The following is a 26,606-nucleotide window of genomic DNA, read 5'->3' as shown; positions in this document are numbered from 1 at the left end:
TCAATCCAGATACTGACAACATCCGAATGTTGAGAAAATCTGGATGGAGGGGTGTCATGGAGTTCGACCTGACCGACCCGGAGTTGCTGCGGGACCCGATCGCCGCCTACGACCGCGCGCGGGAGACGTCGCCGGTGGTGCGGCTGACCACGCCCGGGTTCGGCGCGATGTGGGGCGTCACCCGGCACGCGGACGCGCGCGCCGTGCTCACCGATCCGCGCCTCGCGCCGTCGCCGGAGAGCTTCATCCGGATGGGCGTGCCGGAGCACTGCCGGCAGTACATGCGCACCATGCAGGAGCAGGACGGGCCGGAGCACCGGCGGCTGCGCGGCCTGGTCCGGCCCGCGTTCACGCCGCGCCGCGCGGAGGAGATGCGGCCACGCATCGCGCCGCTGATCGACCGGCTGCTCGACGAGCTGCCCGGGGACGGCGTCACCGACCTGCGGAAAGGTGTCGCGCAGCCGCTGCCGATGGACGTGATCTGCGAGCTGGCCGGCGTACCCGCGGAGGAGCGTGACCGGTGGCGTACGCACGGCGCGGTGATCCTCTCCGGCGACGGACGCGCGCTGATGGCCCGCGTCCCCGAGATGATCGAGGACGCGATCCGCGCGGTCGGCGGCGGTCGCGCCGGTGCCGGCATGATCGGCATGCTGGCCGCGGCCGAGGGCGACCGGCTCTCCGAACAGGAGCTCGTCACGCTGGTCTGGCATCTGGTCCTGGCCGGTCAGGTACCGGCGAACCTGATCGCCAACTCGATGGCGACGCTGCTGGCCGACCCGGCACTGATCGGCGCGCTGCACGCGGAACCCGCGCTGCTGCCCGGCGCGGTGGAGGAGCTGACCCGCTGGCAGCCGCCGCAGATGCTCACCATTCCGCGGTTCGCCGGCGAGGAGATCGAGATCGGCGGCGTACGCATCCCGAAGGGCGAACCCGTCACGGCCGTGCTGCCGGCCGCAAGCCGGGACCCGCGCGTCTTCACCGACCCGGAGCGGCTGGACCTTCGGCGGCGGGAGGCGGCACACCTCGGGTACGGACACGGCCCGCACTTCTGCCTCGGCGCGCAGCTGGCCCGGGTGCAGACCGAGATGGTGCTGGCCGCGCTGCTCGACCGGTTCCCCCGCATGCGACTCGCGGTGGACCCGGCCGAGCTGCCCTGGGTGCCCGACCCGGCGACCCGGCGCCTGGCGTCCCTGCCGGTGCACCTCTTCTGAGGGATCAGCGGCGGCGCAGCGTGCGGGCGTAGTCCTGGAAGCGGGCCTTCGCGATCACCGAGCGGTCGAGGGTGCGGAACACGATGCCCTCGGCCTCCCCCTTGCCGGACTCGTCCAGCCGGACCAGCGTGGCCGGCAGCCGGTCGGCCAGCAGCGCCCGCATCGTCTCCAGGCCGGTCGGCAGTTCCGCCGCGTCCAGCGTGAACAGTCGCGGCGCCAGCTCGACACCGGCCTCGGCCGCGAGCGCGTGCAGCGCGTCCTCGTCCGCCCACGGCTGGCCGCCGCTCTCCCGCCAGGCCGAGATCTGCTGCGGCGGCGCGGCGAGCAGGCCGGCGTGGTCGTCGATCAGCGCGGCGTCGAACAGGCGCCAGCCGACCGCGCCGCGCGCGCTGTACTGCTTGGCCTGGCCGCCGATCTTCCCGCCGTACAGTTCGAGGTAGAGCACGCGGAACCGGTCCACCGCGGGCAGCGAGTCGGCCAGCGGACGCAGGTTCTCCACGATGCCCTGGGACGGGTTGCCGATCAGGTCGCCGCTCGCGTAGAGCAGCTCCTCGCGCGAGCCGAGCAGGTAGCCGCCGCCGGGGAGCTGCACGATCCGCGCGTTCGTGCCGTCGACCTTCTCGGTGGCCAGCACCGTGCCGGTGAACGGGACCGTCTCGTCGAGCAGCCCGCCGTTGCGGGGGTCCAGCGAGTGGTACGTCGGGATCGACGGGTACTTGGTCATGGAGTTCAGGGCACGCAGGTCGGTGGCGCGAACGTCGAAGCTCATGTCGATCCCTCCTCGCGGATCAGCGGGCGCCCATCGCAAGATCACGGGGCCGGGGTAAGGGTCGCAAGCACCCGCGAACTGGGCAACCGAAAAATCCGTGCTGGAAACGTGCCCGTAACAGACCGAAGATCGTACGCCGGGTAAAATTTCGGGATCTTAGACGACGTTGATCCGTTCATCGGCACAGCGGCCACCGACCTGCCCCGGGCGGACGGTCTGGCCGCCACCTGGTGGTGGCCGAAGCCGCAGGTCGGCAACACCCACCCCGGCGCTACCTCGCCACTCGGCATGGTCTCCGCCTGCGCCTACTCCGGTGCCTACCCGACCGGGTACGGCCGGTACGCCAAGAACACCGAGGGCGTACCGGAGGAGATGTTCGGGCAGCTGCAGGCGTCCGGCTTCACGCACTTCCAGCAGTCCGGCACCGGTGCGATCCGCAAGTACTACAACTACGTGCGCGTCACGCCGATGGTGCAGCCGCTCGACGACCTCGGCCAGGCCTGGCCGCTGCACGACGAGACGGCCGAGCCCGGCTACTACGCGGCCACGCTCGGCACCGGCATCCGCTCCGAGATCACGGTCGGCGACAAGGTCGCGGTGCACCGCTACACGTTCCCGCGGTCCAGCAGCTCGCGCGTGGTGATCGACATGTCCTGCGGCGGCCTCGCGATCGAGCTGGGCCGGACGATCCCGCTGCGCGCCCAGGTGGAGAGCATGGGCCAGGGCTTCGCACAGGGCACGGTGTGGATGGAGGGCGTGCCGCTCTCCGTCTTCGTCCAGTTCGACGCGCCACGCTGGCGGCAGATGCTCTGGTACGACCGTCGCCTGATCAACGGCGGCACCCGGCTGGACTTCGACAGCATCCGGCACACCACGCTGCGCCCGTTCGGCATGCTCTTCATGGGCCCGACCGTGGCCGGGCAGACCGTCGAGATCCGGATGGGCTTCTCGCTGCGCGGCCATGAGCAGGCACGGCGCAACCTGGAGAAGGAGTGCGGCGTCGAGAACGCCGCGTTCGACACGGTACGGTCGCGTACCCGGGCGCGCTGGGGTGATCATCTCGACCGGGTGCAGGTCGAGGGTGGCACGCCGGCCCGGCGCACGGTGCTGGCCACCTCGCTCTACCACTCGCTGATCAAGCCGTGTTTCGGCGACGACGAGTCACCGTTCTGGCCGGACTCCGGGCCGTACGCGTTCGACGTCTGCACCATGTGGGACATCTACAAGACCCAGCTGCCGCTGCTCGCCGCGATCGTCCCGGACCGGGCCACCGACCTGCTGGAGTCGCTGATCCGGGTGTGCGAGGAGGAGGGCAACTTCCCGATCGGCTACCGGATGGCGCGCGGCGCGGACCGGTTCTTCCGGCAGGGCAGCGCGCTCGCGCACACCGCGCTCGCGGACGCACACGCGCTCGGCCGGGAGGGCATCGACTGGAACTGGGCGCTGGTGCACATGGTCGACGACCTGCGCCGGATGTACGGTGAGGACTTCTGGGAACACGGCGTCGTGCACCCGATCAGCCACACGCTGGATCTGGCGTACGCGCACCACGCGACCGCGAAGGTGGCCCGCGCGCTGAACGACCGCCGGCTCGCCGACGACCTGGAGGAGCGCAGCCGCGGCTGGCGCAACGCGTTCGACCCGGAGACCGGGCTGCTGCGCGACTCCGAGTTCTATGAGGGCGGCAAGTGGAACTATTCCTTCCGGCTGCTGCACGACATGCGGGCGCGAATCGCATTGGCCGGCGGGGACGCGGCCTTCACCCGAATTCTCGACCAATTCTTCGGGTACGGCGCGGATCCGGTGACCCAACCCGGCCGGGCCCCGAAACCGTCCGAGATGGCCGCCGGATACGCACTCAACCGGTTCGAGGGCCTGAACAACGAGCCGGACATGGAAGCGCCCTGGGCGTACCACTACGCGGGCCGTCCGGACCGTACCGCCGAGGTCGTGCACGCGGCTCTGACCTGGCAGTTCGGCACCGGCCGTGGTGGCCTGCCGGGCAACGACGACTCCGGCGGCCTGAGTTCCTGGTACGTGTGGGCGTCGCTCGGGCTTTTCCCCGTTGCGGGTCAGAATCGTTTCCTGATTAATTCGCCCGCGTTTCGGAGCGCGATGATCCGGACCGGTGAGGGCGAGTTCGTCATCGAGACCAGTGGGCACCGCGACTCACCGATCGGGGTGGACGGTATTGATCGGACCCCGCCGGTCCAGTACGTTCAGGCCGCCACCCTCAACGGCAGGCCTCTGGAAGCCACGCATTTGAGCGCCGCGGACGTTCACCGCGGCGGCCGATTGCAGCTCACACTGGGTCCGGAGCCGTCCTCGTGGGGGCGCGGGATCCGCCCGCCGTCCCTGTCAGACTCGGCGGCAGCAGCTCAATAAGGAAAGACCATGGAATACCCCCGTCGCCGTCTCGTGATCGTGGTCCGGGCCGACCCGGTGATCTGCGGCCATTCGGGCGAGGCGCGCAACCTCGCCGAGGTCGCGCTGACCCGCGGGTTCGACGACGTGCGCCTGCTCACCTGGACTATCCCGACGCTCCAGGCGGCCGGCCTGCCGCTCAAGCCGCTGGACCGGCTGCTGCCGTACAGCGACGGCATCACCGTCGAGCGCCCGGAGCCGGTCGGCGACTACCGGGTGCCGGACGGCCGGCACATCGCGGGCATGACCGGCCGGCTGGTCGAGTTGCTCGCCGAGCCGGTGCCGACCACCGTGCTGTCCATGTACCTGGTGCCGCACACGCAGGTGGTCAACGAGGCAGTCGCGGCCGCGCGCGCGGCCGGGTTCGCGCCGGACGTCTACACGATCGCGAAGGCGGTCGGCTCGGACGTCACCAACGTGATCCGCAACTGCCTGCGCGAGGGTGCGTTCGGCGCCGCGACGGTACTGCTCACCCAGTTCCTGGCCAGCGACGAGGTGGTCGCCGTCTCCGACTACACGCGGGACGAGATCATCGAGTCGGCCGAGGAGGTCGACGCGGCCGTCGGCACGCGCTTCGCCGAGGAGTGCCGCCGCCGGGTCACGGTCAGCTACCCGCCGATCGACTCGTCCGCCTACCTCGATCTGGACCCGGCCGCGGTCGACGCCGCGCTGGCCCGCCGCGGCCTGAAGCGGGACGGCTACGTGCTGTTCCTCTCCCGTGTCGCCCGGGCCAAGGGCATCTACGACCTGGTCATGGCATACGGCCAGATGGAGGCCCGCGAGCGTGGCATCAAGCTGGTCGTCGCGGGCACCGGCCCAGCGCTCGACCACGTCCAGGCCATGGCCAAGGAGGACGAGAACATCATCTTTCTGACCGACGTCGACGACGACGAGAAGCCCTTGCTGATGAACGGCTGCGCCGCCTACGTCCTGCCGACCAAGCCGGAGCCGGACTTCGTCGAGACGTTCGGCATCGCGCTGGCCGAGAAGGGGCTGGCCGGTGGCGGGCCGATAATCACGGCGCTGACGGGCGGGACCGGCGAGGCGGTCGGGGACGCGGCGGTCATCGTCGAGGCGGGGGATGTCGCGGGGATCGCGGCGGCGGTCGACCGGGTGGTGCTGGAGATGTCCGCGGAGGAGCGTCGTGACCTGGAGGTTCGGGCGCGGGTGCATGCGATGACGTTCGATCGTGGTCGGGTCTTCGACGATCTTTTCCCGGTCAAGTCGGCTGTGGTGGCGGCCTGAATCGTTGTCAGCCTCCGGTTTCGTGGGGGTGGGGTTCGGGGGCGCGTGGCCTCACTCGGGGCGGTCGGGCTTGATCCCGTCGTGAGGCCATCCGCCCCCACGTCACCGGCAGCGACAGAACGAATCCGAGCCGCCGGGAAACAGCCCCGACGGCTCGGACGAGAAGCGGAAAACCTCAGAAGCCACCCACCGTCAGACCGCCACGCGAGAGAGCCTCGGTGACCGGCTGGAAGTAGGTCACGCCGCCGGAGGTGCAGTTGCCCGACCCGCCGGAGGTGATCCCGTACGCCACCGACCCGCGGTACAGCGGGCCGCCGGAGTCGCCCGGCTGCGCGCAGACCGTGGTGCGGATCATGCCGGAGACGGAGCCCTCGGCGTAGTTGACCGTGGTGTTGAGCGCGGTCACCTGGCCGGAGCGGGTGCCGGTGGTGCTGCCGCGACGGGTGACCTGGGTGCCGACGGCCGGGGTGGCCGCGGAGGAGATCGTCTGGCTGCCGACCGCGCTCGGGTGCGCGATGCTGGTGTTCGTGTACCGGACGATGCCGTAGTCGTTGCCCGGGAAGCTGGTCACGGTGCGGGTGCCGAGCGTCGTCGAGCCGTTGGTCCAGGTCGACGAGATGTTGGTGCAGTGGCCGGCGGTCACGAAGTAGTACGTGGAGCCGGACCGGGCGTTGAAGCCGAGCGAGCAGCGGCTGCCGCCGGCGTAGATGGCGTCGCCACCGGTGATCGTGGTGGACAGCTTGCCGGTGAACTCGAGGCGGGCCGCGGCGCCGGCCTTCTCCACCTTGGCCTTGAGGACGGCCACGTCGGCGGCGCTGACCGTGTTGTCGACGGAGACCACGACCTGGTTCGCCATGACGTCGGTGCCCCACGCCGTACCCGCGATCGGGGTCTTGTTGAGGTCCGCGATGACGGCGTCGAGCTGCGCGTTGCTGAAGGTGACGGTCTCGGCGACCGCGCCCTGGGCCCGGACCGCGCGGGCGGCGGTCGCGTCCGTCACGGTGACGACCATGCGGTTGGTGTCCGCGTCGAAGTACGCGCCCGCGGTGCGGGTCGCGCCGAGCTCGTCGCTGAGCGTCATGGCCGAGTCGGCGTGCGCCTCGGTCATGAGCGTCGGGGCGGCCTGGGCGTTGGTGGGGGCGATGAGAGCGCCGACGAGGATGGCGGGCGCCGCGATGATCGTCGCTGAACGCCGGATCGAGGAGCTTGTGGATCTCACGTGGTCCTCCGAGGGGGTGGATCGGCAGCGGACATTCCACTCGAATCAGGAGAGTTGATGCCCCAGATGCGGGAAAGACTTCCATCGGTCAATGTCCCCCACAAGGCCTATTTCCCACGTGAGGTACTGGGCGGTATGTGCGTCCCGAGCAGCGAAAACGCTCTACCTGCGGGGTGTCGGATGATCGGCTTGGCGTACGACAAGGGAAAACCCTTAGGGATTGTTCATCTTCTGGGACGCCGGGTGGCCGCCAGCTCGTGATATCCGCCCAATTGATCGACAAACCCTGATTTCCAAGACGTTGCGGCTGTCGTGCGTTCGACACCCGTGGTCGACGGGCGCGTGCCTATAATTCAACGGTCGATGAGATTGGGGGTGCGCTATGAGTCGCACCGATGAGATCAACACGGACGTCTGTGTCGTCGGCGGCGGTCCCGCCGGGCTGATGCTCGGCCTGTTGCTCGCCCGCGCCGGGGTGCGCACGGTGGTGCTGGAGAAGCACGCCGACTTCCTGCGCGACTTCCGCGGCGACACCGTCCACCCGTCCACGCTCGCGCTGCTCGCGGAGCTGGGGCTGGCGGAGCGGGCCGAGGCGCTGCCGCACCGCAAGGTCGACCGGGTCTCGCTCACGTTCGCGGACGGCACGCGCCGGATCGGCGACCTCAGCCGGCTCAAGGGCTGGCCGCCGTACATCATGTTCGTCCCGCAGTGGGACTTCCTGGAGATGCTCGCCGCCGAGGCCGGGCGCTACGACACGTTCACGCTGCTCCGCGAGGCCGAGATGACCACGCTGGACCGTGATCCGGGCGGCACCGTGCGCGGCGTGCGGGCGCGCACGTCCGGCGGCGGGTCGCTGCACGTCCGCGCCGCGCTGACCGTGGCCTGCGACGGGCGGTCCTCGGCGGTACGGCGCGAGCTCGGCCTGACCCCGGTGGAGTTCGGCGCGCCGATGGACGTGCTGTGGTTCCGCATGCCGCGCCACGACACCGACCCGGCGGGCATCCAGGGCCTGGTCGGGGCCGGCGGAGCGCTGGTCTCGATCGACCGGGGCAGCTACTGGCAGATCGCGTACCTCATCCCCAAGGGCGCGTACGGCACGGTCGTCGCGCAGGGGCTGGACGCGTTCCGTACCCGCGTGGTCTCGCTCTTCCCGGCGCTGGCCGACCGGGTCGGCGGGCTCACCTCGTTCGACGACGTGCGCACGCTCACCGTGCAGGTCGACCGGCTGCGCCGCTGGCACGTGCCGGGCGCGCTGCTGATCGGCGACGCCGCGCACGCCATGTCGCCGATCGGCGGCGTCGGCATCAACCTTGCTATCCAGGACGCGGTCGCGGCCGCCCGGCTGCTCGCGCCCGCGCTGCGCGAGGGCCGGCTGACCGGGGCCGACCTGGCCGCGGTGCAGCGCCGCCGCATGCTGCCGACCCGGATCGTGCAGAACGCGCAGCGGGTCATGCAGCGCGCCGTGGTCGCGCCGCTGCTGCGCACGGAGAAGCCGGTCCGGGCGCCACTGCCGCTGCGTGTCCTGGACCGGTTCCCGGTGCTGCAGAGCATCCCGGCCCGGATGATCGGCGTCGGGCCGCGGCCCGAGCACGCCCCCGTCCGCACCGGCGCCGAGCGGTATCCTGCGCGATCGTGAGACTCGCGCTGAGCACTGTGGACCCCGATGCCCCGCTCGACGACCTGGAACCGCTGCGTGCGCTGATCGGTGGCGCACGCGCGGTCGGGATCGGCGAGTCCGCGCACTACGTGCGGGAATATCAGCTGCTCCGGCACCGGCTGCTGCGGTTCCTGGTCGAGCGGATGGGCTTCACGGCGTACGCGCAGGAGTCCGGCTTCTGCGAGGGCCGGGCGCTCGCGTCCTGGGTGGCCGGTGCGCCGGGCGGTTTCCCGGCGAGCGCGCTGACGTACCGGTTCGGGAACGCGCCGGAGACCCGGCGCACGTTCGAGTGGCTGCGCGCGTACGGCAAGGCGAGCTACACCGGCCTGGACCTGCCCGGCGATCTGGCGTCGATGCTGCCCGCGCTGGACGGCCTCGACGCCTTCCTCGACTCCGGCGCCGCCGGCCCGCTCGCGTCCCTGCGCGAGATCGCCACCCGGTGGGCGGGCCCGCACCCGATGCCCGCGTTCGCGGCCTACCTCGCGATGCCGCCGGCGGACCGCGACGCACAGACCGTATTGCTGGCCGACCTGTCCACCCGGATGGACGCGCTGCGCCCGCTGTTCGCACAGGCCGCAGCCCCGGAGCAGGGCTACGGCGCGGGGTGGACCGTGGCGCGGCACGGGCTGCGGCTCGCGGTCCTGCTCGACGCCCAGCTGCGGGCCCAGGCCCGGACGGCCGGCGGAACGACGGCGGAGCTGGCCGTAAACGCGCGCGACACCGCGATGGCCGAGACCGCGCGCATGCTGCTGGCCCGCGGTGAGCGCCTGGTCATCGGCGCCGCCAACTCGCACCTGAGCCGGATCCCGCTGCCGACCGCCGGGATCGAGCTGCCCACGCTCGGCGCCCACCTCGCGGCCGACCTCGGTGGTGACCTCGTGGTGATCGCGCTGACCACCGCCGCCGGCCGTGTGCTGACCCGCCGCCGCTCCGCCACCGCACCGGAAGGCGTCGAGATCACCGAGGCCGCCCTGGCTCCGCCGGCCGTCCGCAGCGTCGAGGCCGTGCTGGCCGTCGACGCGCCGGTGCTCGCCGACGTCCGCACGCTCACCGCGGACCGCACCCGCGTCCTCGACACCTACCAGGATCTGCCGGTCGCCCGCGCCTACGACCTGGTCGCCTGTCTTGCCACGGTCAGCCCGGCCGTCCGCTGAGCGCCGGAATCCGGTTGCGGCCGGGCGGCCCGACTTGAAGAGTGGTGACGATGATCAGTGGCATCGATTTCGGGGGTACGGACGGCGGTGTGCCGATCCTGCTGGTGCACGGCAGCGGGCAGAACGCGGCGGCCTGGACGGACGTCGCGGAGCGGCTGACCGGCCGGGGACACCGGGTCGTCGCGGTCGACCTGCGCGGGCACGGGCAGCACCCGCTCGGGTCCACGGCCGGCGCGCAGTACTGGCGGGACCTCGGTGACGTCGTCGCGGAGCTGGGCTGGGAGCGGCCGCTGCTGGCCGGGCACTCGACCGGCGGGTACGCGGTGACGGCCGCGGTCGCGGCCGGGCTGATCGACGCGTCCGCCGTCTGCGTGGTCGACGGCGTGGTGCTGGACGACCGGGCCACCGCGGCCGCGGCGCTGGCACACTGGTCGACGGACGAGGGCGCGCGGTGGATGCGCGAGACGTTCCGGTACGGGTGGGAGGCGACCGCGGCGGAACGGGACGCGTGGCTGGACGCGCCGCTGGACGAGCTGGAGCAGGGCGCCCGGCCCGGTCTGGTGCGCGAGGTGCGACGGCGCTCGTTCGTACCGGTGAGGAACGGTTTTCTGCGGCGACCCACGGTGGCGGAGATCGCGACCGCTGGTGCGCCGGACCCGGCGGACGACGTGTTCCCGGCCGTGGACGTGTACGAGCGGGTCCGGTGCCCGATGACGATCGTGCTGGCCACCCGCGGGTTCTACGCGGACCGCCGGGACGAGGTGGCCACGATCGTGTCGGCGCGGCCCGCCCGGCACCTGGTCGACCTGGACGCGAACCACAACGTGCCGGCGACCGCCCCGGCCGCGCTGGCGGACGTGATCGAGCGGATGACGAGAAATGATCGATGAGTTTCCGGTGGGCGGCAGCCCGTACGGCATCGCGCTCGCCCCGGACGGCACGGTATGGGCAGCACCGGAGACCGGGTCGATCGCCCGGCTGAGGAGCGAGTACCGAGGCCGGGAATGAGAGAACCCCCCGAGGCCCAGCCTGCCTCGGGGGGTTCTCCGTGCGGGGGTGAATGTCAGGCGGCCCGCAGAACGGGCACGGGGGGTTCCGCGGCCGCGGGGGTGTGGTGGATCGCGGCCAGGGTGAGCGCGGCGATCCGTTCGGCTGCGTGGCCGTCGCCGAAGGGGGACGGCGTGTGGGCCAGGCGTGCCAGGTGGGCCGGGTCCAGCAGGCGCCGGGCGGCGTCCAGGATCTCGGCGGGCTGGGCCAGCAGCGCGAAGCCGGCGCGCATGGCCTCCGGGCGCTCGGTGCTGTTGCGGACCACGACCAGCGGCCTGCCGATCACCGTGACCTCCTCCTGTACGCCGCCGGAGTCGGAGACGACCAGCGTGCAGGCGGTGGCCAGCGCCAGGAACCGGGCGTGGTCCAGTGGGTCGGTCACGGTGATCTGCGGCGGGACCGGTACCTCGTACCGGCTGATGGTCTGCCGTGTCCTGGGGTGCAGGGGCAGGACCACCGGCCGGCCGAGCAGGGCCAGCTGGGCGAGGATCAGCGCGAGCCGGTCCGGGTCGTCGGCGTTCTCCGGGCGGTGGATCGTGGCGAGCACGAAGTCCGGGCCGGTCACGCCGGCGTCGGCGAGCGCGCGGCGCCGCGCGAACTCGGACGGCAGGATCGCGCGGGTGGCCTCGACGATCGGGTTCCCGGTGAGGTGTACGGACTCGGCGGGGGTGCCGGCCCGCAGCAGGAACTCCGCGTTCTCCTCGGTGGCGGCGCAGTGCACGTCCGCGACCGCGGAGATCACCAGGCGGTTGATCTCCTCGGGCATGTTGCGGTCGAAACTGCGCAGCCCGGCCTCCACGTGCACCACCGGGATGCCGAGGTAGTGGGCGGCCTGCGCGGCCGCGTTGGCCGTGTTGGTGTCGCCCTGCACGACGACCGCGTCCGGGCGGTCCGCGCGCCACAGTGCGGTGAGCCCGCTGAGCATCAGGCTGACCTGGTCGGCGCGTCCGGTGCCGCCGATGCCGGGCAGGGCCGGCTTCAGGTCCGGCACGCCGGCGACCGCGAGGAACGTGTCGACCAGCGCGGCGTCGTAGTGCTGGCCGGTGAAGACCGGCCGGGCCGCCGCGCCGAGCGCGGCGATCACCGGTCCGAGTTTGATGATCTCCGGGCGGGTGCCGAAGACGACGGCGACCGCGGTCATCGGGCACCGCGCAGTGAGGTCGCGAGCGACTTGATGCGGTGCCGGCCGAACCACATGGCGACGGCGAGCGCGCCACCAGCGATCGGCAGGCCGTGCACCGGCAGCGCCGGCGTGTACTTGGTCTCGCCGCACATGACCTTGCCGACCTCGACCGTGGAGGAGAGCACGCCGGTCGTGCCGAGCAGGCCGATCCGCAGCGCGGTCGCGCTGGCGCTGTTGTTGGTCGCGTCGGTGTGCTGCTCGTTGATCAGCAGGGTGGCGATGTTGCCCAGCCCGAGCAGGCCGCCGACGTTGACGCCGGTGTTCGGGCCGGTCTGCCCGGCGAGGCTGGTGGTCGTGGTGGTGCCGAGCGCGGTCTTGGTCTCCAGCCGCAGGTTCGCCAGCGTGGACTTCGCCCGCAGGTCGCCGAGCGACGTGGCGTAGCACTCGCTGGTGATCGCGTCCGCCTTGAGCGTGACGCTGCCGAGGCCGAGCACGTTCAGCAGCTCCAGCGAGACGCCGCCGCTGCCGGAGACCGTGCAGGTGCCGTCGTTGCCGATGGCGACGACGCCGCCGTTGCCGGCCACACCGGCGCACGCCGCGTCCCGGCCCTCCGGCCACGCGGTCGCCTGCTGCACGAGCACACCGGCCTTGAGGATGCTCTGCCCGCCGATCAGCGTCGGGTTGCCGGTGGACGTCTGCACCGGCTGGGTGCCGTCGTTGGCCACCTGGGCGGGCGTGGTGCGCGCGCCGAGCACGCCGCCGACCAGCGTGGTGCTCAGGGCCTGGGCGTACGCGTTGGAGGTGTCCGCCATGGCCGGCGAGGCCGCGCCGAAGATGGTCGCGAGGCAGACGCCCGCGGCGAGCGCCGCGTTGCGAGCGGTGTTCCGTCGAGAAGTCATGGTGTCGGTGCCTTTGCGGTTCAGACGCCGGCCGGCGTGGAGTGACGGTGGTGGGAGGTGGACTGCTGTGCGTGCTCGATCTCGGCCGCCCATTCGTCGGGCGTCCGGGCCTGGGCCAGCGCCATGCCGACCCGGGTGCCGGGGTGCTTGGTCTTCTTCCAGTCGGTCTTGCCGCGGATGATCCGGATGAGCGCCCACCACACGGCCGCCTGCAGCAGGTAGCCGTAGAGGAGGTTGCCCATGGCCAGCGCCAGCGCGCGGCGGCGGGTGATCATGTTGCCGCAGCGGGTGCGGTAGAGCAGGCCCCACACCGCGTGCGGGAACACGCCGAAGAGCAGGGCCAGCGGGACGATGCCCCAGGCGCCGGTCATCCACCAGCGGTCGGTGCCGCCGCCGGTGTTCAGCGCGTACCAGATGTCGATGCCGATCGCGGCCGGGAAGATGATGCTGCCGGACAGCTGCGACCACGGCACGTACAGGTAGTAGGCGATCTCCAGCGCGCCGGAGAGCGACACGTTGCGGGACTGCATGACCGCCCACAGGTACTTCAGGCACTGGATGCCGCCCTGCGACCAGCGGCTGCGCTGGCGGATCAGCGGCCGCAGCCGGTCGAGGCCGGCCTGCGCCACGAACGTGTGGTGGCAGTACTCGGTCCGGTATCCCATCAGCAGCACGTGCAGGCCGAGCTCGAAGTCCTCCAGCAGCGCGCCGTGCCACGGCGTACCGAACTTCTTGGAGATCTCGTTGAGCACGGACAGCCTGGTGAACTGGCCGTTGCCGCCCATGCCGACGCTGCCGGTGCGGCGGCGCAGGCCCTGCATGGCCGCGATCGGGCCGGTGAACTCCATGTCCTGCAGCTGCACCAGGATCGACGCGTCGCCGGGGGCCGGCAGTGCGCTGCGGGACGCGAGCGTCTGCACGTCCGTGCTGACGAACGCCTCGACGTCCTCGACCACGCGGACCAGCACCTGAACGGCGCCGACCGTCGCGTCGGCGAACATCTCCTCGCCGGAGATGACGTCGAACGCGTGCGGGTCCAGGCGGCCGTCCGCGTCGACCACGCCGACGATGGTCTTCTTCTTGTCGCCGCCGTTGCGGGTGACCCACTCGTCGATCGACGACCAGCCCAGGTTCAGGACATCACCCTTGCCGGTACGCGCGTCCGGCGCGACCCGCGTGATGACGTGCAATTTCGGCAGCCGCGGTGCCAGCTCGGCGAGGACCCGGCCGGTCGCGTCGTCCGAGCCGTCGTCGATGACCCAGACGTGCGCCTGCGGGAACGTCGAGGTCAGGTGCAGCACGGTGCCGCCGATGACCTCTTCCTCGTTGAGCGCCGGCACGATCAGGTGCCAGTCGTTGTCCGCGGCGTCGCCCGGTGGCAGCTCCTTGATGCTGAGGTACGGCCGCATGATCACGATGACGTAGACCAGGAACCCGACGCAGAGCAGGAACGCGCCGGTGTTGAGCAGGGCCAGCAGCCAGTTCGAACTATCCATCATTGCGGGCTCCCTGGGGCTTGTCGCCGAAGAGCAGGACGTAGAGGTAGGCGAGGCCGCCGCCGATCACGCCGAGCGTGGAGATCAGCGTGCCGACCAGGATGTGCGTGGCGGAGTAGCCGTCCTCGGCACCCCAGATCCGCATCGCCACCTCGATGGAGAGCAGCCGCAGGTGGTTGCAGACCATGATGAACGCGACGGCGGCGAGCAGCGCCAGGAACGACTTGACCAGCGAGACCCGGTTGATCACGAAGAGGCCGGACGTGGCCAGCAGGAACGGGATGGCCAGGAACGTGACGGTGCAGCCGAGCGTGATGGTCACGCCGCTCTGGAACTCACCGATCATGAACAGCACGGTCGAGCCGGTGCAGGTCGCGTCCGTGAGACCGTTGCGCCGGGCCAGCCAGGCCGAGGTGCAGGCCTCCATGTGCCGCAGTTCGTCGTCCCAGTAGATCAGTGCCGCGATGGCGAGCACGGCGCCGATCGCGAGCATGATGCGCACCGGTCCGATCGTCACCTCGGAGACCGCACGGTGCGAGCGCGGGCGGGGAAGGTTCAGCGTCGTCATGTCAGCCGCCCACGTACATGCTGTCGCGGTGGCGCTCGAACTTGCGCCGGTCCGCGAGCCGCCAGGTCTCCTGCAGGTTCTCGGCCTCGCCGCGCATCGCCCAGCCCACCCGCGGGTGGACCTTGAGGTCGTTGAGCTTGCGCTCGATGCGCGTGGCGGTGCCGGACACCTCGCGCCGCGGACGGTCCAGCGTCAGCAGCCCGAAGTGCCGGCCGTCCAGGCGGACGGCGATCGCGTCATGGTGGCGGCGGCCCTCGTCGCGCAGCGCCTTGGTGATCCGGCGCAGCGCGCCGGCGGTGATCACCGGGTCGACGCCGATGACGATGACGCCCGCGGGCGTGCCGTACCGGCGGACGACGGCCTCCTGCTCGGCGAGCAGGCCGCCCCAGGCGACGCGGTCCGGCAGGCCGGTCGGCGCGTCCCGGTGGACGCCGAGCAGCTCGCCCTGCACGGTGCGCTGGTAGCGGGCGTTGAGCAGCTCCGCGTCGAGCAGCTTGGCCAGCATCGCGGCCTGCACGGCGACCAGGTCGGCCAGCGCGGGCATCGCCACCGCGTGCGGCGTCCGGTCCAGGCCGCACAGCGTGCCGATCAGCGCGCCGGCCCGGTCGTACATCGGGGCACCGGCGTAGAAGCCGATGTTCAGCCGGTCCGCGACCGAGTGCTGGTAGCCGGGCAGCGTGGTGAGGTCGTCGACGACCAGCGGCATGGTGGCACCGCCGCCGAGCAACAGCCCGCAGACCGACTCCTCCCACGGCTGGTGGAACCCGGGGGCGACGGGCAGACCGTCCGCGTCCGCGGCGAGCAGCACCTGCTCGTTGTCGACCACGCGGGCCACCATCCAGGCGTCCAGGTCGGTGAGTGAGCGCAGCGAGCGCACCACCGAGCTGGCCAGGACCGTGAAGTCCGCCGGCGCGGTCTGCTCGGCCGGCGTCGGCGTGAGTTCGACGCCGTCCTTGCGGAAGCCGATCTGCTTCATGTGCGTGTTCCCCCGTTGTGTTTCCCGCGCACCGGCGCGCTGTGCCGGCGGCCACGTCTCGGTGGCACCGTGCTCTTCGGCGGCTGCGTCCGGGCCTTGACCGATCGCCCGGTTGTCACTCGGGGGCAGCTGAGGTCCCCGGGCATAGGACGGCCCCGCCTGCCGGTCGGCATGCGGGGCCGGGTTGCGAACGAGGCGCATCGCCGCTCTCCCGTCACCGTGCGATCACAGTCCGTAGCTGACTGCTCACACCAAGATGGGGAGGGGCGGCCGGGGAATCAACGGGGGAATGCTTTTTGCAACCGAGGCAACCGCCTTGCAACTTCTGCGGTGCGATGATTTCGTGACCGGTCGTCCGCCATTCGGGGGTCGCCCCTCTTCGTTCTCGGGCGCTACGTTGAGTGCCTACTCGTACCGGTTTGCCACCCGAAGGGCGGTCGGATGGGCGTTCAAGCCGCGTACCTCGTGCCCGTCGACTGCCGGGGAAGCAGCGGCCGGAGGCCGGCATGCCGTCCGTAGGGACCGAGCGCGTCGACCAGCATCGCCTGTACGGCGTACGAGTCCGGCAGGCGCCACTGCACCTCCTCCGGCGACACTGCCCAGCGCACCGCGCCCTCCGGCAGGCGGGTCGGCGGCGCGGGGATCCAGGAGCCGGTGCCGTGCCGGACCACGTCCAGGCACTCGTCCAGCTCCGGCCGCAGCGGGTCGCCGGGCGCGACCAGCAGCATCCAGCGCCCGGTCGGCGTGACCGCGACCGGCCCGCGCACCTGGCCGCGCCCGGGTCCGACCACGCCGGCCAGCAGCCGGGCCGCGCCCAGCACGCGCAGGCCCAGGTGGGCCGGCACCTCCAGCACGTCGAACGCGCGGCCGGTGGCGATCAGCACGGAGTGCGGGCGGGACCGCCACCACGCCGCGACGCGGGCGATGTCGGTCGTCGCCGCACGCTCCCAGGACTCCATGGCCGGGTGGCAGGCGCGCGTCGGGCAGCCGGGGCGCCCGCAGGTGAAGCGCCCGGCGCTCAGGCAGGCCCCGGGCAGCACCGGCCACTCGTGGTCGGCATATCGCAGCGCGGCGCGGCGCAGGCGCGGCCGCTGCAACACACTGGTCATTCCGGACAAGCTCGTCGAAACGAATGGTGGTCGGGCGCTCCACCGCATGGCTAGAAACCCCCCAGGTCAGTGACTCATCCAGATTCTCGGGTGATCAAGCCGTCACCCGACGCACTCGGTGTCGTTATCGAGTGTCGTACCGGTTGCAACTTGCACATGAAGTTACGAACGGCGGCCGCACGGCGAACACACTCGCTGTGCGACCGGCACCGAAACAGTGATCCCACCGGCACCGGAAATTCAAAGACGTTTTTCTCCGCTCGGGGTGCCGCCAATCGAGCACGCGATGAGCGAAGGAGAGGACCAGTGGACGAGCTGCCGATCGGACGCCGAGTGGCGTACTGGCGGGGACGGCGCAAGATGTCCCAGCAGGTCTTCGCGGACCGGCTGGGCAAGTCGAAGAGCTGGGTGGACAAGGTCGAGCGCGGGGTACGCCGGCTCGACAAGTTCTCCGTGATCTACGAGATCGCGGACGTGCTGCAGGTCGACGTGCAGCTGCTGCTCGGCAAGGACCCGGAGCGCCGGCCGGACACGGTCAACTGCATCGACCAGGTCGAGGTCGAGGAGATCCGGTCCGCGCTGGAACGGTACAACCAGATCAGCGCGTTCTTCACGGCCACGCCGCAGGCGCCGCCGCTGCCGGAGATGCGCAAGGCGGTCAGCCACGCGTGGCTGACGTTCCAGCACGCGAAGTACGGCGTGCTGGCCCGCGCGCTGCCCAAGCTGCTCCGCGACGGCCAGGCGCTGGACACCTCCACGCCGGACCCGGACCGGCCGGAGGCCGCGCACCTGCTCGGGCAGGTCTACCAGATCGCCTCGTCCACGCTGCGCAAGCTGGGCGAGCACGAGCTGTCCTGGCTCGCGGCCGACCGGTCCATCGCGGTCTGCCAGCGCGCCGACGACCAGCTGCTGGCCGGTGTCGCGACGTACCGGGTGGGCAGCTCGCTGCTGGCGCTCGGCCGGGCCCGGCCGGCTCTGGAGATCCACGTGAACGTGGCCAACCAGATCGCGCCGGCCGGAGACACGGACAGCACGCCGGAGCGGCTCAGCGTCTACGGCATGCTGCTGCTGCAGGGCGGCATGGCCGCGGCCCGGCTCGGCGACACCGCCACCGTGCACGACCTGATGAACGAGGCCACCCGCGTCGCCGAGCACGTCGGCGGCGACGCGAACCACTACTGGACCTCGTTCGGGCCGACCAACGTGCAACTGCACCGGGCAGCCGCGATGGTCGAGCTGGGTGACGGCCGGATGGCGGTCGAGACGCACGATGTGATCAACCAGACCGGCGGGTTCGACGCGCTGCTGCCGGAGCGGCGTGCGCACCACTACCTCGACCTCGCCCGCGGGTATTCGCAGATGGGCGAGATGGACAAGGCCGGGGAGATGCTGCTGGAGGGCGATCGGCTGGCGCCGTCGGAGATCCGCTGCCGGCCGATCGCGCACGCGGTCATCTCGGACGTGTTGCGTCGCACCCGCGGTACGCCGTCTCCGGCCATCGCCGAGTTGGCTGAGCACATGGGAGTTGGCGTATGAAGGTTCACCGGCCATGATCGGCGGTTATCCGGCGCGTGTGCTCTACGTCGTGGCCTGCGGCTCGCCGGCCGCCCGGAAGGTGGGCGTGCTGGTGGACCTGGCGCGGGCCGACGGCTGGGACGTCTGCGTGGTCACGACGCCGGACGGGGGCAAGTTCGTCGACACGGCCGCGCTGGCCGCGCAGACCGGACACCCGGTCCGCACCGACTACAAGAACCCGGGCGACGCGGACGTGCTGCCGCCGCCGGACGCGATCGTGGTCGCGCCGGCCACGGTCAACACGATCAACAAGTGGGCGGCCGGCATCGCGGACACGCTCGCGCTCGGGCTGCTGGTGGAGGCGTACGGCAAGGGACTGCCGATCGTTGCGATGCCGTACACCAACAAGGCGATGGCCGCGCACCCGGTGTTCCGGGAGAACATCGAACGGCTGCGGTCCTGGGGCGTGAGCGTGCTCTTCGGCGACGACGTGGTCGAGCTGCACCCGCCGGGCACCGGTGACCGCTACGTCGACCGGTTCCCGTGGGCGCTGACCCTGGACGTGCTGCGCGTCCGCCTCCCCACGGACGGCAGCCTGGCCTAGGGGCTGCCTGCCGATAGAGTTCTCGCCGTGACTTCCAGCGAGACGACCGTCGGCCGGCTGGTGGCCGCGCTCGAGGCGCGCTACCGGCCGGCCTGGGCGGAGCAGTGGGACCGCGTCGGCCTGGTGCTCGGCGACCCGGATGCGGTCGTGCGCCGGGTGCTGTGCGTGGTGGACGTGGTCGACGAGACCGTGGACGAGGCGTTCGACGTCGGCGCGGACCTGATCGTGGCGCACCACCCGCTGCTGCTCAAGGGCGTGTCGTCGGTCGCGCCGACCACGTTCAAGGGCCGGATCGTGCACCGGCTGATCAAGGGCGACATCGCGCTGTTCACGGCGCACACCAACGCGGACACGGCGAATCCCGGCGTGTCGGACGCGCTCGCCGCCCGCTTCGGCCTGCGGGATCTCCGGCCGCTCTCGCCGCGGCCGGACGACCCGGCGCTCGGCATCGGCCGGGTGGGCACGCTACCGTCCCCCGTGACGCTCGCCGAGCTGGCCGCGACGGCCGCGGATCAACTGCCGAGAACCGCCTGGGGGGTACGCGCGGCCGGCGACCCGGAGCGGATGATCCGTACCCTCGCGGTCTGCGGTGGGTCCGGCGACTCGTTCCTGGGGGCGGCGTCCGCGGCCGGTGCCGATGCATACTTGACCGCCGACCTCCGGCATCACCCCGCCGGTGAACACCTCGCCGCGGGCGGCCCGGCGCTGCTCGACGCCGCGCACTGGGCCACCGAGCGTCCCTGGTGCGACGACGTGGCCGCCTGGCTGCGCGCCGAGGCCCCGGTCGAGGTGATCGTCTCGGACCTGGACACCGACCCCTGGACGCTGCACGCGGCGTCCCCGCTCTCAACTGAACAGAAGAAGGAGCCCTCGTCGTGAAGGCCGCGCCGCAAGCCCAACGCCGTCTGCTGGATCTGCAGGCTGTCGACACCTCCCTGGCCCAGCTCGCGCACAAGCGCCGGACGCTGCCGGAGTACGCCGAGCTCGACACGCTGGCCCGTACCCTCTCCGCGCTGGAGGACGAGCGGGTGCGCGCCCAGGTCACGGTGGACGACATCGACCGCGACATCGCCCGGCTCGAGAAGGACATCGACCAGGTCCGGCTCCGCCGCAAGAAGGACGACGACCGGCTGGCCGCCGGCACCGGCCCGGCCCGCGAGCTGGAGGCGCTGCAGCACGAGGTGGCCAGCCTGACCCGCCGGCAGAGCGAGCTGGAGGACCAGGAGCTCGAGCTGATGGAGCAGCGGGAGACCGCGCAGGCCACGCTGGACGAGATCGCCGGCCGCCGCGAGGCCGCGCGTACGGCCCGCGCCGAGGCGGAGGCCCGCCGCGACGCCGCGCTGGCCGACATCGCCAAGGAGGAGGAGTTCAAGTCGCAGTCCCGGGCGCCGCTGGCCGCGGACCTGCCCGGCGACCTGGTCGCGCTCTACGACCGGCTGCGCGAGGCGAACGCCGGGCTCGGCGCCGCGCTGTTCCGGGCCGGTCGCTGCGGTGGCTGCCGCCTGGAGCTTTACGGCCAGGAGCTGCACCGGGTCAAGTCCGCACCGGCCGACGAGGTGGTGCGCTGCGAGGAGTGCGGCCGGATCATGGTGCGGACCGCGGAGTCCGGCCTGTGAGCCTGCGCGTCATCGTCGAGGCGGACGGCGGCTCGCGCGGCAACCCCGGACCGGCCGGGTACGGCGCGGTGGTGATCGAGGCCGCCACCGGTCAGGTGCTGGCCGAGCGGTTCGATTCGGTCGGCGTCGCCACGAACAACGTCGCGGAGTATTCCGGGCTGATCGCCGGGCTGGAGGCGGCCGGTGAGCTGGGCGCGACCCAGGTCGACGTGCGGATGGACTCCAAGCTGGTGGTCGAGCAGATGTCGGGCCGCTGGCAGATCAAGAACCCGGGGCTGCGGCCGCTCGCCGCCACCGCGGCCCAGCTGATCGACGGCTTCGACTCGGTGTCGTTCACCTGGATCCCCCGGGAGCGGAACAAGGCCGCGGACGCGCTGGCCAACAAGGCGATGGACGGCGGCCGCAGCGTGTCACCGCAGCCGGTGGCGGACGTCGCGGCACCGGACTCGTCCGCCAAGGCGCTCGCCCGGGAGATCGCCGCGAACGCGGCCGGCCCTGCCCGGGTCGCGGTGGCGCCGCCGAAGTCCTGGGTGCCGCCGTCGTTGACCGCGGCGACCCGGATGATCCTGGTCCGGCACGGCGAGACCGAGATGACCGCGGAGAAGCGGTACTCCGGGCGCGGTGACGTGCCGCTGTCCGCGGCCGGGCTGGACCAGGCGGCCGCGGCCGCGCGCCGGGTGGCCGCGCTCGCGCCGGACCTCGCCGCGGTGGTCACCTCGCCGCTGGCCCGCTGCACCGCGACGGCCGCGGAGATCGCACGGGCGGCCGGTGGCGTACCGGTGCTGACCGAGGCCGGGCTGATCGAGTGCGACTTCGGCGACTGGGAGGGCCACACGTTCGCCGAGGTGCGCGAGCGGTGGCCGGCCGAGATGCAGCGCTGGCTGGACTCGACCGCGGTGGCACCGCCCGGCGGCGAGTCGTTCAAGACGGTCGCGAAGCGGATCCGGGGTGCGCGGGCCGCGGTGCTGGCCGCGCACGAGGGCACCACGATCGCGGTGGTCAGCCACGTGACCCCGATCAAGATGCTGCTGCAGGACGCGCTGGCCGCGTCGGACGCGTTCCTGCACCGGCTCTATCTGGAACCGGCCGGGATCTCCATCGTGGACACCTGGCCGGACGGCAACGTCGCGGTCCGCACCGTCAACGACACCGCACACCTGGGCTGAGGGCCCGCGCCACGGGAATCCCGTGGCGCGGGCGTACGGCGTACCGTCGGACGTCTTGAGGTTCGTCGATGCCGTCCGGCGCATGCGCACGACCGTTGGCCGCTTCGTGAGCTGCGTCACTCCCAAGCCGTAATTGTCCTTTGGGTAGTCTCCCCGCGCCCGAGCGTGATCGTTGCACCGGGAGGCGGCGCGCTCCCGTCGCCTCCTGATGCACGCCATCTGCAGGAGGTAGCTACTCATGGCCGAGCCACCGACGCCCGACCCGGACATTTCCGACAATCAGGCCTCGGCGTCCGCGCCGGTCCAGGCCCGCAGCGACCGCAGCCCGTGGAACTGGCTGCTGATCCTGCCGATCCTGGTCCCGCTGACCACGCCACTGTTCAACCACGACGACCCGCGCCTGCTGGGATTCCCCGTGTTCTACTGGCTGCAGCTGGCGTTCATTCTCCTCGGCGTCACCACCACCACGATCGTCTACCGGATGACCGGGGGAGGTGCGAGCCGATGAGGGACCACATCGTCCAGATCGTCGTCTTCACGCTGCTGTTCCTGCTGGTCAGCGTGATGGGATTCGTCGCGGCCCGGTGGCGGGCCCCGCAGGACCTCAACCACCTGGACGAGTGGGGCCTCGGCGGCCGCAACTTCGGCGGGTGGATCACCTGGTTCCTGGTCGGCGGCGACCTCTACACCGCGTACACGTTCGTCGCGGTCCCGGCGCTGCTGTTCGGGGCCGGCGCGGCCGGATTCTTCGCGGTGCCGTACACGATCATCGTCTACCCGATGGTGTTCCTGGTGCTGGTCCGGCTCTGGTCGGTGTCGCACCGGCACGGCTTCGTCACGCCGGCCGACTTCGTGCGCGCCCGGTTCGCCTCACCGACGCTGGCGCTGCTGGTCGCGATCACCGGCATCGCCGCGACCATGCCGTACATCGCGCTGCAACTGGTCGGCATCGAGGCGGTGCTCAAGACCATGGGCGTGACCGGCGACTCCGCGCTGGCCCGGCACGCGCCGATCATAGTGGCGTTCGCGATCCTGGCCGCCTACACCTATCAGTCCGGCCTGCGCGCACCCGCGCTGATCGCGTTCGTCAAGGACACGCTGATCTACATAGTGATCATCGTGGCGGTGATCTACCTGCCCGCGAAACTCGGCGGCTGGGGGACCATCTTCGACGCGGCCGAGGCGAAATTCGCCGCGTCGCCCGCACCCAACGACGGGATCACGCTCAACGCCAACAACCAGCTGCAGTACATCACGCTGGCGCTCGGCTCCGCGATGGCGCTGTTCCTCTACCCGCACTCGATCACCGGCGTGCTGGCCAGCCGCGACCGGGGCGTGATCAAACGGAACATGTCCGCGCTCCCGGCGTACAGTCTGCTGCTCGGCCTGATCGCCCTGCTGGGTTTCATGGCGATCGCCGCCGAGGTCAAGCCGCTGCCCGGCGCGCGCGAGGGCACGGTGGACAGCAACACGGTCGTGCCGCTGCTGTTCGACGAGAAGTTCCCGGCGTGGTTCGCGGGCGTCGCGTTCGCCGCCGTCGGCATCGGCGCACTGGTCCCCGCGGCCATCATGTCGATCGCCGCCGCGAACCTGTTCACCCGCAACATCTACAAGGAGTACCTGCGCAAGGACGCGACACCGGCCCAGGAGGCCAACGTCTCGAAGATCACCTCGCTGGTGGTCAAGGTCGGCGCGGTCGCCTGCATCGTCTTCCTCGACCCGCAGTTCAGCATCGACCTCCAGCTCATCGGCGGCGTCATCATCCTCCAGACGCTGCCCGCCGTCGCACTCGGCCTCTACACCCGCTGGCTGCACCACGGCGCGCTGATCACGGGCTGGGTGGCCGGCATGGGGCTGGGCATGTGGATGCTCTACCAGATCCCGAACGCGGCGACCGGGCGAGCACACTTCGGCGGGTCGGCGTTCCCGCTGAAGGAGTTCGGGTTCGATACGTCGATGACGATTTACGTCGGCTTGGTCGCGGTGGCGGTCAACCTGCTGGTGGCGGTGGTCGCCACGGTGATTCTGCGGAGCATGCGGGTCGCCGAGGGCCCGGACGCCACCACCCGCGAGGACTACTTCGCCGACGCCACCCCGGCCACACCGGCTTCCGCCACCCCGGCCGCGACGACGTAGCCCCGTCTCCCGCCGCCGCGCTCCCGCGGCGGCGGGACCGGCATGCCTCAGACGCGCCGGATCACCACACCCGGCTTCGCGTCCGTGGAGGCGGAGAGATGCCCGATGTCGTCCGGGTCGCTGGTGAAGACGACGGCCCCGTGAGTGAGCGCCACCGTCACGACCACGGCATCCACGACGTCGCTCGTCCCCGCCTTTCCACACAGCGCGCCAGCGGCCTTAGCGGTCTCCACACCGATCGGAATGACGTCGCAGCTCTGCAATACCCGGCCGAGCCGGACCTGGCGCCGGGAATCGCGCCATGCCTGAGCGACGACCGGTGCGGGGACCAGAATCCGGCGACCGTCATCGAGCGCCAGGTGATGAACGGCCCACATCCGTCGCACGTCATCGTCCATCGCTATGAGGGCACCCGCGTCGTACATGTAAGGAATGATCATGCAGCCGTCGATCGGTTCGCAGCGAGCGCCTCGGCGTCTGCGGTCGCCATCTCGGCCCTCGCGGCGGCCAGTTCCTCGGGAGTGAAGACCCCCTGCTCGGCCTGCCACTCGGCGACGACCTGCCGGCCGATTCGGCGCCTGAGCTCCCACTCCGCGGCACTGGAGATCAGGCGCGAGAGGGGAACGCCGTCCTCCCGCGCCGCGGCGTTGAGCTCCTGGACCAACTCTTCCGGCAGCGTCACGGTTACCTTCCTCGTTGCCATACAAACACCATACGCCGATATGGCGTCGACGCGAACTCGCCGCCGCCGCTCACCACACGGCCGCGAATCCGCTGAGTGGTCCGTCCGGGTTTCTGGATCATGGAGATCTTCTTTTGACTCGGGGGACGAGTCGGCCTTCGGTCGAGATGACCGCAAGCGGCCCGCAGCCCGCACCCGGAGTTTCGGGGGCGGGCTGTCTCGCGGACCGGCCTGGCGTGAGGAGGGAGCGGGAGATCCTGCGCTCGGCCGCGAACGCAGATCCTCACCGGGTGCCGAACCGGTCCCGTGGCCGAACCTAATCGATTAAGGCGGTTTGCGTGGACCCTCCCACCCGATCGGGCTACGCGGACGCCGGGAGAACCGCGCCCCATAGTCACGCGAACGCCGTTCCGATCCTGGCCCTGTGCGTCATCGGATCGGATCCGGTCGGTTGGTTCATGCGCGAGACGATCGCCACCGCCCGAGGCGAAGCGAGCCAGGAAGGCGATGAGCGAGCCGGCGTGTACGCCGGATTGTGTGAGCCGCAGGCCTCTGAGCTGCTCATACACGGCTAATCCCGGGCCGTGGGCCGTCGCTGGACCGTCCCGGCGTCTCGGGCCGCCTGGAACATGTTGTCGATGGCCTTCCGCGCCCGGTCTCGCTGTCCGGCATCAGGTGGGTGTAGACCCGCAGGGTGAAGCCGGGATCGGCGTGGCCGAGGTACTCGGCGAGCGCCTTGATCGTTTCGCCGCCGTCGAGGAGCGCCGAGGCGAAGAGATGCCGGAGCGCGTGCATCCCGGTCGCCCTGGACGGGGTGATGCCGGCGCTGGCGACGGCCGGCCTCCAGATCTTCTGGTCGAAGTTGGCGCGGTCGATCGCGTGCTTCCGGTCGGTGAAGAACACCAGCGGCACAGAAACGCGGTCAGCGCTGTTCGGGTCCTCCCATGGGAGGGTGACGGTCAGCGGCGGCCGGCTGTCCATGTGCTGGCGCAAGGCGTCGGCCACTGAGCCGGCGAGAGGCACCCGCCGGTCCTTGTCGTTCTTGGGGAGCCCGAAGACGAGGCGTGAGCGAACCTTCTTGACCTGTCGCACAACGCTGATCCAGCCGTCAGCGAAGTCGATATTGTCCGGGCTGAAGCCGAAGATCTCGCCCTGCCTCAGGCCGCACCCGCCGCCGAGATCGACGATCGGTTTGTAGCGGACCGGTAGCCCGTCGCGGATTGCCGAAACCTGACTGCCGGTCCAGGGCACCACCCGGCGTGGGGTCGCGCGTGGCTTGGTCACCGACTTTGCCGAACAGGGATTCTCGGCGAGCCGGCGGTCGTCCACCGCAGCGCTGAGGATGCTGCTCAAGTGAGTGAAGATCACCGACCGGGTGGAGGCGGCAAGGGCGCTCTTGAGCGACTGGTCCCACTCGCGGACGTGCGCGGGCTTGATCGCGCCGAGCTGCCGATCGCCGAAATACGGGTAGAGGTGCTTGCGGACCCGTTGTTCTGTCGACTCACGGCTTGACTCGTCCATCGCGCGGGTCCGCAGCCAGTCCTCGGCGTAGTCCTGGAACTTAATCTGGCCGGCCTTCGGATCGATGTAGGAGCCCCGCAACTTGTCCGACTCGATGGTGACGAGGAAGGCTTCAGCGTCCTTCTTCGCCCGGTCCGGGAAGGACTTACTCGCCTCCCTGCCGTTCGGGCCGATGTACCGGACTCGGTACCGGAGACCGACGCCGTGTCGGTTTGACTTGACCCGCTTGGGCTTGCCGTCCGGACCGTCGATGGTGTTGAACCAGCGGTCTTCGATGTGTGCCATCAGGCCACCCGGTCCCGGAACCAGGCCCGTACGTCCGCCGGGTCATACCTGAGGTGCCGGCCGACTCGCCCCGCCTTCGGGCCGGCGCCGAACTTCCGCCAGCGGTACAGGGTCTCCACCGGCACCCGCAGGTACTCGGAGACCTCCTGCACCGTCCACAGCTCTGACTCGTTCCGTGCCAACG

General features: G+C 71.2%; 26 protein-coding genes. 14 read left to right on the top strand and 12 right to left on the bottom strand.

Annotation, left to right across the window (positions count from 1 at the left end; all coding sequences use genetic code 11):
* The first annotated feature begins 56 nt into the window (after positions 1-56).
* Positions 57-1,211: a cytochrome P450 family protein gene (locus J2S42_RS13580; RefSeq protein WP_307239130.1), complete on the top strand. Its 1,155-nt coding sequence runs from the start codon at positions 57-59 to the stop codon at positions 1,209-1,211.
* 4 nt (positions 1,212-1,215) lie between these two features.
* On the opposite strand, the gene J2S42_RS13575 is transcribed toward J2S42_RS13580, so the two are convergent.
* A complete protein-coding gene (locus J2S42_RS13575) occupies positions 1,216-1,980 on the bottom strand; it encodes an RNA ligase family protein (protein WP_307239128.1) in 765 nt (254 codons plus the stop codon).
* Positions 1,981-2,133: 153 nt separating this feature from the next.
* Here J2S42_RS13575 and J2S42_RS13570 point away from each other — a divergent pair, with 153 nt between their 5' ends.
* Positions 2,134-4,365: a glycoside hydrolase domain-containing protein gene (locus tag J2S42_RS13570; protein WP_307248745.1), complete on the top strand. Its 2,232-nt coding sequence runs from the start codon at positions 2,134-2,136 to the stop codon at positions 4,363-4,365.
* 9 nt (positions 4,366-4,374) lie between these two features.
* Entirely contained in the window at positions 4,375-5,649 is a 1,275-nt protein-coding gene (locus J2S42_RS13565; protein WP_307239126.1) for a glycosyltransferase, read from the top strand.
* Positions 5,650-5,824: 175 nt separating this feature from the next.
* Here J2S42_RS13565 and J2S42_RS13560 read toward each other — a convergent pair whose 3' ends face one another.
* Positions 5,825-6,868, bottom strand: a complete 1,044-nt coding sequence (locus tag J2S42_RS13560; protein WP_307239124.1) for a S1 family peptidase — start codon at positions 6,866-6,868, stop codon at positions 5,825-5,827.
* Between the two features lie 400 nt (positions 6,869-7,268).
* Between J2S42_RS13560 and J2S42_RS13555 the strand changes: the two genes are divergently transcribed.
* From J2S42_RS13555 to J2S42_RS13540, 4 genes are read left to right on the top strand one after another with little or no spacing between them, the layout of a single operon-like run.
* Positions 7,269-8,504: an FAD-dependent oxidoreductase gene (locus J2S42_RS13555; RefSeq protein WP_307248744.1), complete on the top strand. Its 1,236-nt coding sequence runs from the start codon at positions 7,269-7,271 to the stop codon at positions 8,502-8,504.
* Positions 8,501-9,679 (top strand): erythromycin esterase family protein, encoded by a 1,179-nt coding sequence (locus J2S42_RS13550; protein ID WP_307239122.1) that lies wholly within the window; start codon positions 8,501-8,503, stop codon positions 9,677-9,679. The genes J2S42_RS13555 and J2S42_RS13550 overlap by 4 nt, the downstream gene beginning before the upstream one ends.
* Before the next feature lie 50 nt (positions 9,680-9,729).
* Positions 9,730-10,569: an alpha/beta hydrolase gene (locus J2S42_RS13545; RefSeq protein ID WP_307239120.1), complete on the top strand. Its 840-nt coding sequence runs from the start codon at positions 9,730-9,732 to the stop codon at positions 10,567-10,569.
* A complete protein-coding gene (locus tag J2S42_RS13540) occupies positions 10,559-10,687 on the top strand; it encodes a hypothetical protein (protein WP_307239118.1) in 129 nt (42 codons plus the stop codon). Before J2S42_RS13545 ends, J2S42_RS13540 begins: the two co-directional genes overlap by 11 nt.
* A 55-nt stretch (positions 10,688-10,742) precedes the next feature.
* Here the strand turns inward: J2S42_RS13540 and wecB are convergent, their stop codons facing one another.
* From wecB to J2S42_RS13510, 6 genes are all read right to left on the bottom strand, one after another.
* Positions 10,743-11,867 carry a non-hydrolyzing UDP-N-acetylglucosamine 2-epimerase gene (wecB, locus tag J2S42_RS13535; protein ID WP_307239117.1) on the bottom strand — a complete coding sequence of 375 codons (1,125 nt, stop codon included), beginning with the start codon at positions 11,865-11,867 and terminating at the stop codon, positions 10,743-10,745.
* The gene (locus tag J2S42_RS13530; protein WP_307239115.1) at positions 11,864-12,748 is read right to left on the bottom strand and encodes a hypothetical protein; all 885 of its coding nucleotides are present in this window, start codon (positions 12,746-12,748) and stop codon (positions 11,864-11,866) included. Before J2S42_RS13530 ends, wecB begins: the two co-directional genes overlap by 4 nt.
* Positions 12,749-12,768: 20 nt before the next feature.
* On the bottom strand, positions 12,769-14,247 hold the full coding sequence (locus J2S42_RS13525; protein ID WP_307239114.1) for a glycosyltransferase family 2 protein: 1,479 nt from the start codon (positions 14,245-14,247) through the stop codon (positions 12,769-12,771).
* Complete coding sequence (locus tag J2S42_RS13520; protein ID WP_307239112.1) at positions 14,237-14,812, bottom strand: hypothetical protein; 576 nt, start codon at positions 14,810-14,812, stop codon at positions 14,237-14,239. The genes J2S42_RS13525 and J2S42_RS13520 overlap by 11 nt, the downstream gene beginning before the upstream one ends.
* Before the next feature lies 1 nt (position 14,813).
* Positions 14,814-15,788 carry a GAF domain-containing protein gene (locus tag J2S42_RS13515; protein ID WP_307239110.1) on the bottom strand — a complete coding sequence of 325 codons (975 nt, stop codon included), beginning with the start codon at positions 15,786-15,788 and terminating at the stop codon, positions 14,814-14,816.
* 449 nt (positions 15,789-16,237) lie between these two features.
* A complete protein-coding gene (locus J2S42_RS13510) occupies positions 16,238-16,897 on the bottom strand; it encodes a bifunctional DNA primase/polymerase (RefSeq protein ID WP_307239108.1) in 660 nt (219 codons plus the stop codon).
* Between the two features lie 306 nt (positions 16,898-17,203).
* Between J2S42_RS13510 and J2S42_RS13505 the strand changes: the two genes are divergently transcribed.
* The 7 genes from J2S42_RS13505 (at position 17,204) to mctP (ending at position 23,934) form a co-directional block, all read left to right on the top strand.
* The gene (locus J2S42_RS13505) at positions 17,204-18,433 is read left to right on the top strand and encodes a helix-turn-helix domain-containing protein (RefSeq protein ID WP_307239106.1); all 1,230 of its coding nucleotides are present in this window, start codon (positions 17,204-17,206) and stop codon (positions 18,431-18,433) included.
* 13 nt (positions 18,434-18,446) lie between these two features.
* Positions 18,447-19,016, top strand: a complete 570-nt coding sequence (locus J2S42_RS13500; RefSeq protein WP_307239103.1) for a flavoprotein — start codon at positions 18,447-18,449, stop codon at positions 19,014-19,016.
* A 27-nt stretch (positions 19,017-19,043) separates the two neighbouring features.
* Positions 19,044-19,895: a Nif3-like dinuclear metal center hexameric protein gene (locus J2S42_RS13495; protein WP_307239101.1), complete on the top strand. Its 852-nt coding sequence runs from the start codon at positions 19,044-19,046 to the stop codon at positions 19,893-19,895.
* Positions 19,892-20,632 carry a zinc ribbon domain-containing protein gene (locus J2S42_RS13490; protein WP_307239099.1) on the top strand — a complete coding sequence of 247 codons (741 nt, stop codon included), beginning with the start codon at positions 19,892-19,894 and terminating at the stop codon, positions 20,630-20,632. Before J2S42_RS13495 ends, J2S42_RS13490 begins: the two co-directional genes overlap by 4 nt.
* Positions 20,629-21,798, top strand: coding sequence for a bifunctional RNase H/acid phosphatase (locus J2S42_RS13485; protein ID WP_307239097.1), 1,170 nt, complete (start codon positions 20,629-20,631; stop codon positions 21,796-21,798). Before J2S42_RS13490 ends, J2S42_RS13485 begins: the two co-directional genes overlap by 4 nt.
* A gap of 238 nt (positions 21,799-22,036) precedes the next feature.
* Positions 22,037-22,306: a DUF3311 domain-containing protein gene (locus J2S42_RS13480; protein ID WP_307239095.1), complete on the top strand. Its 270-nt coding sequence runs from the start codon at positions 22,037-22,039 to the stop codon at positions 22,304-22,306.
* The gene (gene mctP / locus J2S42_RS13475; RefSeq protein ID WP_307239093.1) at positions 22,303-23,934 is read left to right on the top strand and encodes a monocarboxylate uptake permease MctP; all 1,632 of its coding nucleotides are present in this window, start codon (positions 22,303-22,305) and stop codon (positions 23,932-23,934) included. Before J2S42_RS13480 ends, mctP begins: the two co-directional genes overlap by 4 nt.
* Positions 23,935-23,981: 47 nt before the next feature.
* Here the strand turns inward: mctP and J2S42_RS13470 are convergent, their stop codons facing one another.
* The 4 genes from J2S42_RS13470 to J2S42_RS13455 all read right to left on the bottom strand — a co-directional run bounded on the left by J2S42_RS13470 (position 23,982) and on the right by J2S42_RS13455 (position 26,604).
* The gene (locus tag J2S42_RS13470; protein WP_307239091.1) at positions 23,982-24,374 is read right to left on the bottom strand and encodes a PIN domain-containing protein; all 393 of its coding nucleotides are present in this window, start codon (positions 24,372-24,374) and stop codon (positions 23,982-23,984) included.
* A complete protein-coding gene (locus J2S42_RS13465; RefSeq protein WP_307239089.1) occupies positions 24,371-24,616 on the bottom strand; it encodes a hypothetical protein in 246 nt (81 codons plus the stop codon). Before J2S42_RS13465 ends, J2S42_RS13470 begins: the two co-directional genes overlap by 4 nt.
* A 561-nt stretch (positions 24,617-25,177) precedes the next feature.
* A complete protein-coding gene (locus J2S42_RS13460) occupies positions 25,178-26,422 on the bottom strand; it encodes a tyrosine-type recombinase/integrase (protein WP_307239088.1) in 1,245 nt (414 codons plus the stop codon).
* Positions 26,422-26,604, bottom strand: a complete 183-nt coding sequence (locus J2S42_RS13455; RefSeq protein WP_307239086.1) for a helix-turn-helix transcriptional regulator — start codon at positions 26,602-26,604, stop codon at positions 26,422-26,424. Before J2S42_RS13455 ends, J2S42_RS13460 begins: the two co-directional genes overlap by 1 nt.
* Between the last annotated feature and the right edge of the window lie 2 nt (positions 26,605-26,606).

The organism is Catenuloplanes indicus, from assembly GCF_030813715.1.
GTDB classification, from domain to species: domain Bacteria; phylum Actinomycetota; class Actinomycetes; order Mycobacteriales; family Micromonosporaceae; genus Catenuloplanes; species Catenuloplanes indicus.
Note: the sequence above shows the minus strand (reverse complement) of the source record. Positions and strands in the feature narration are given on the sequence as shown.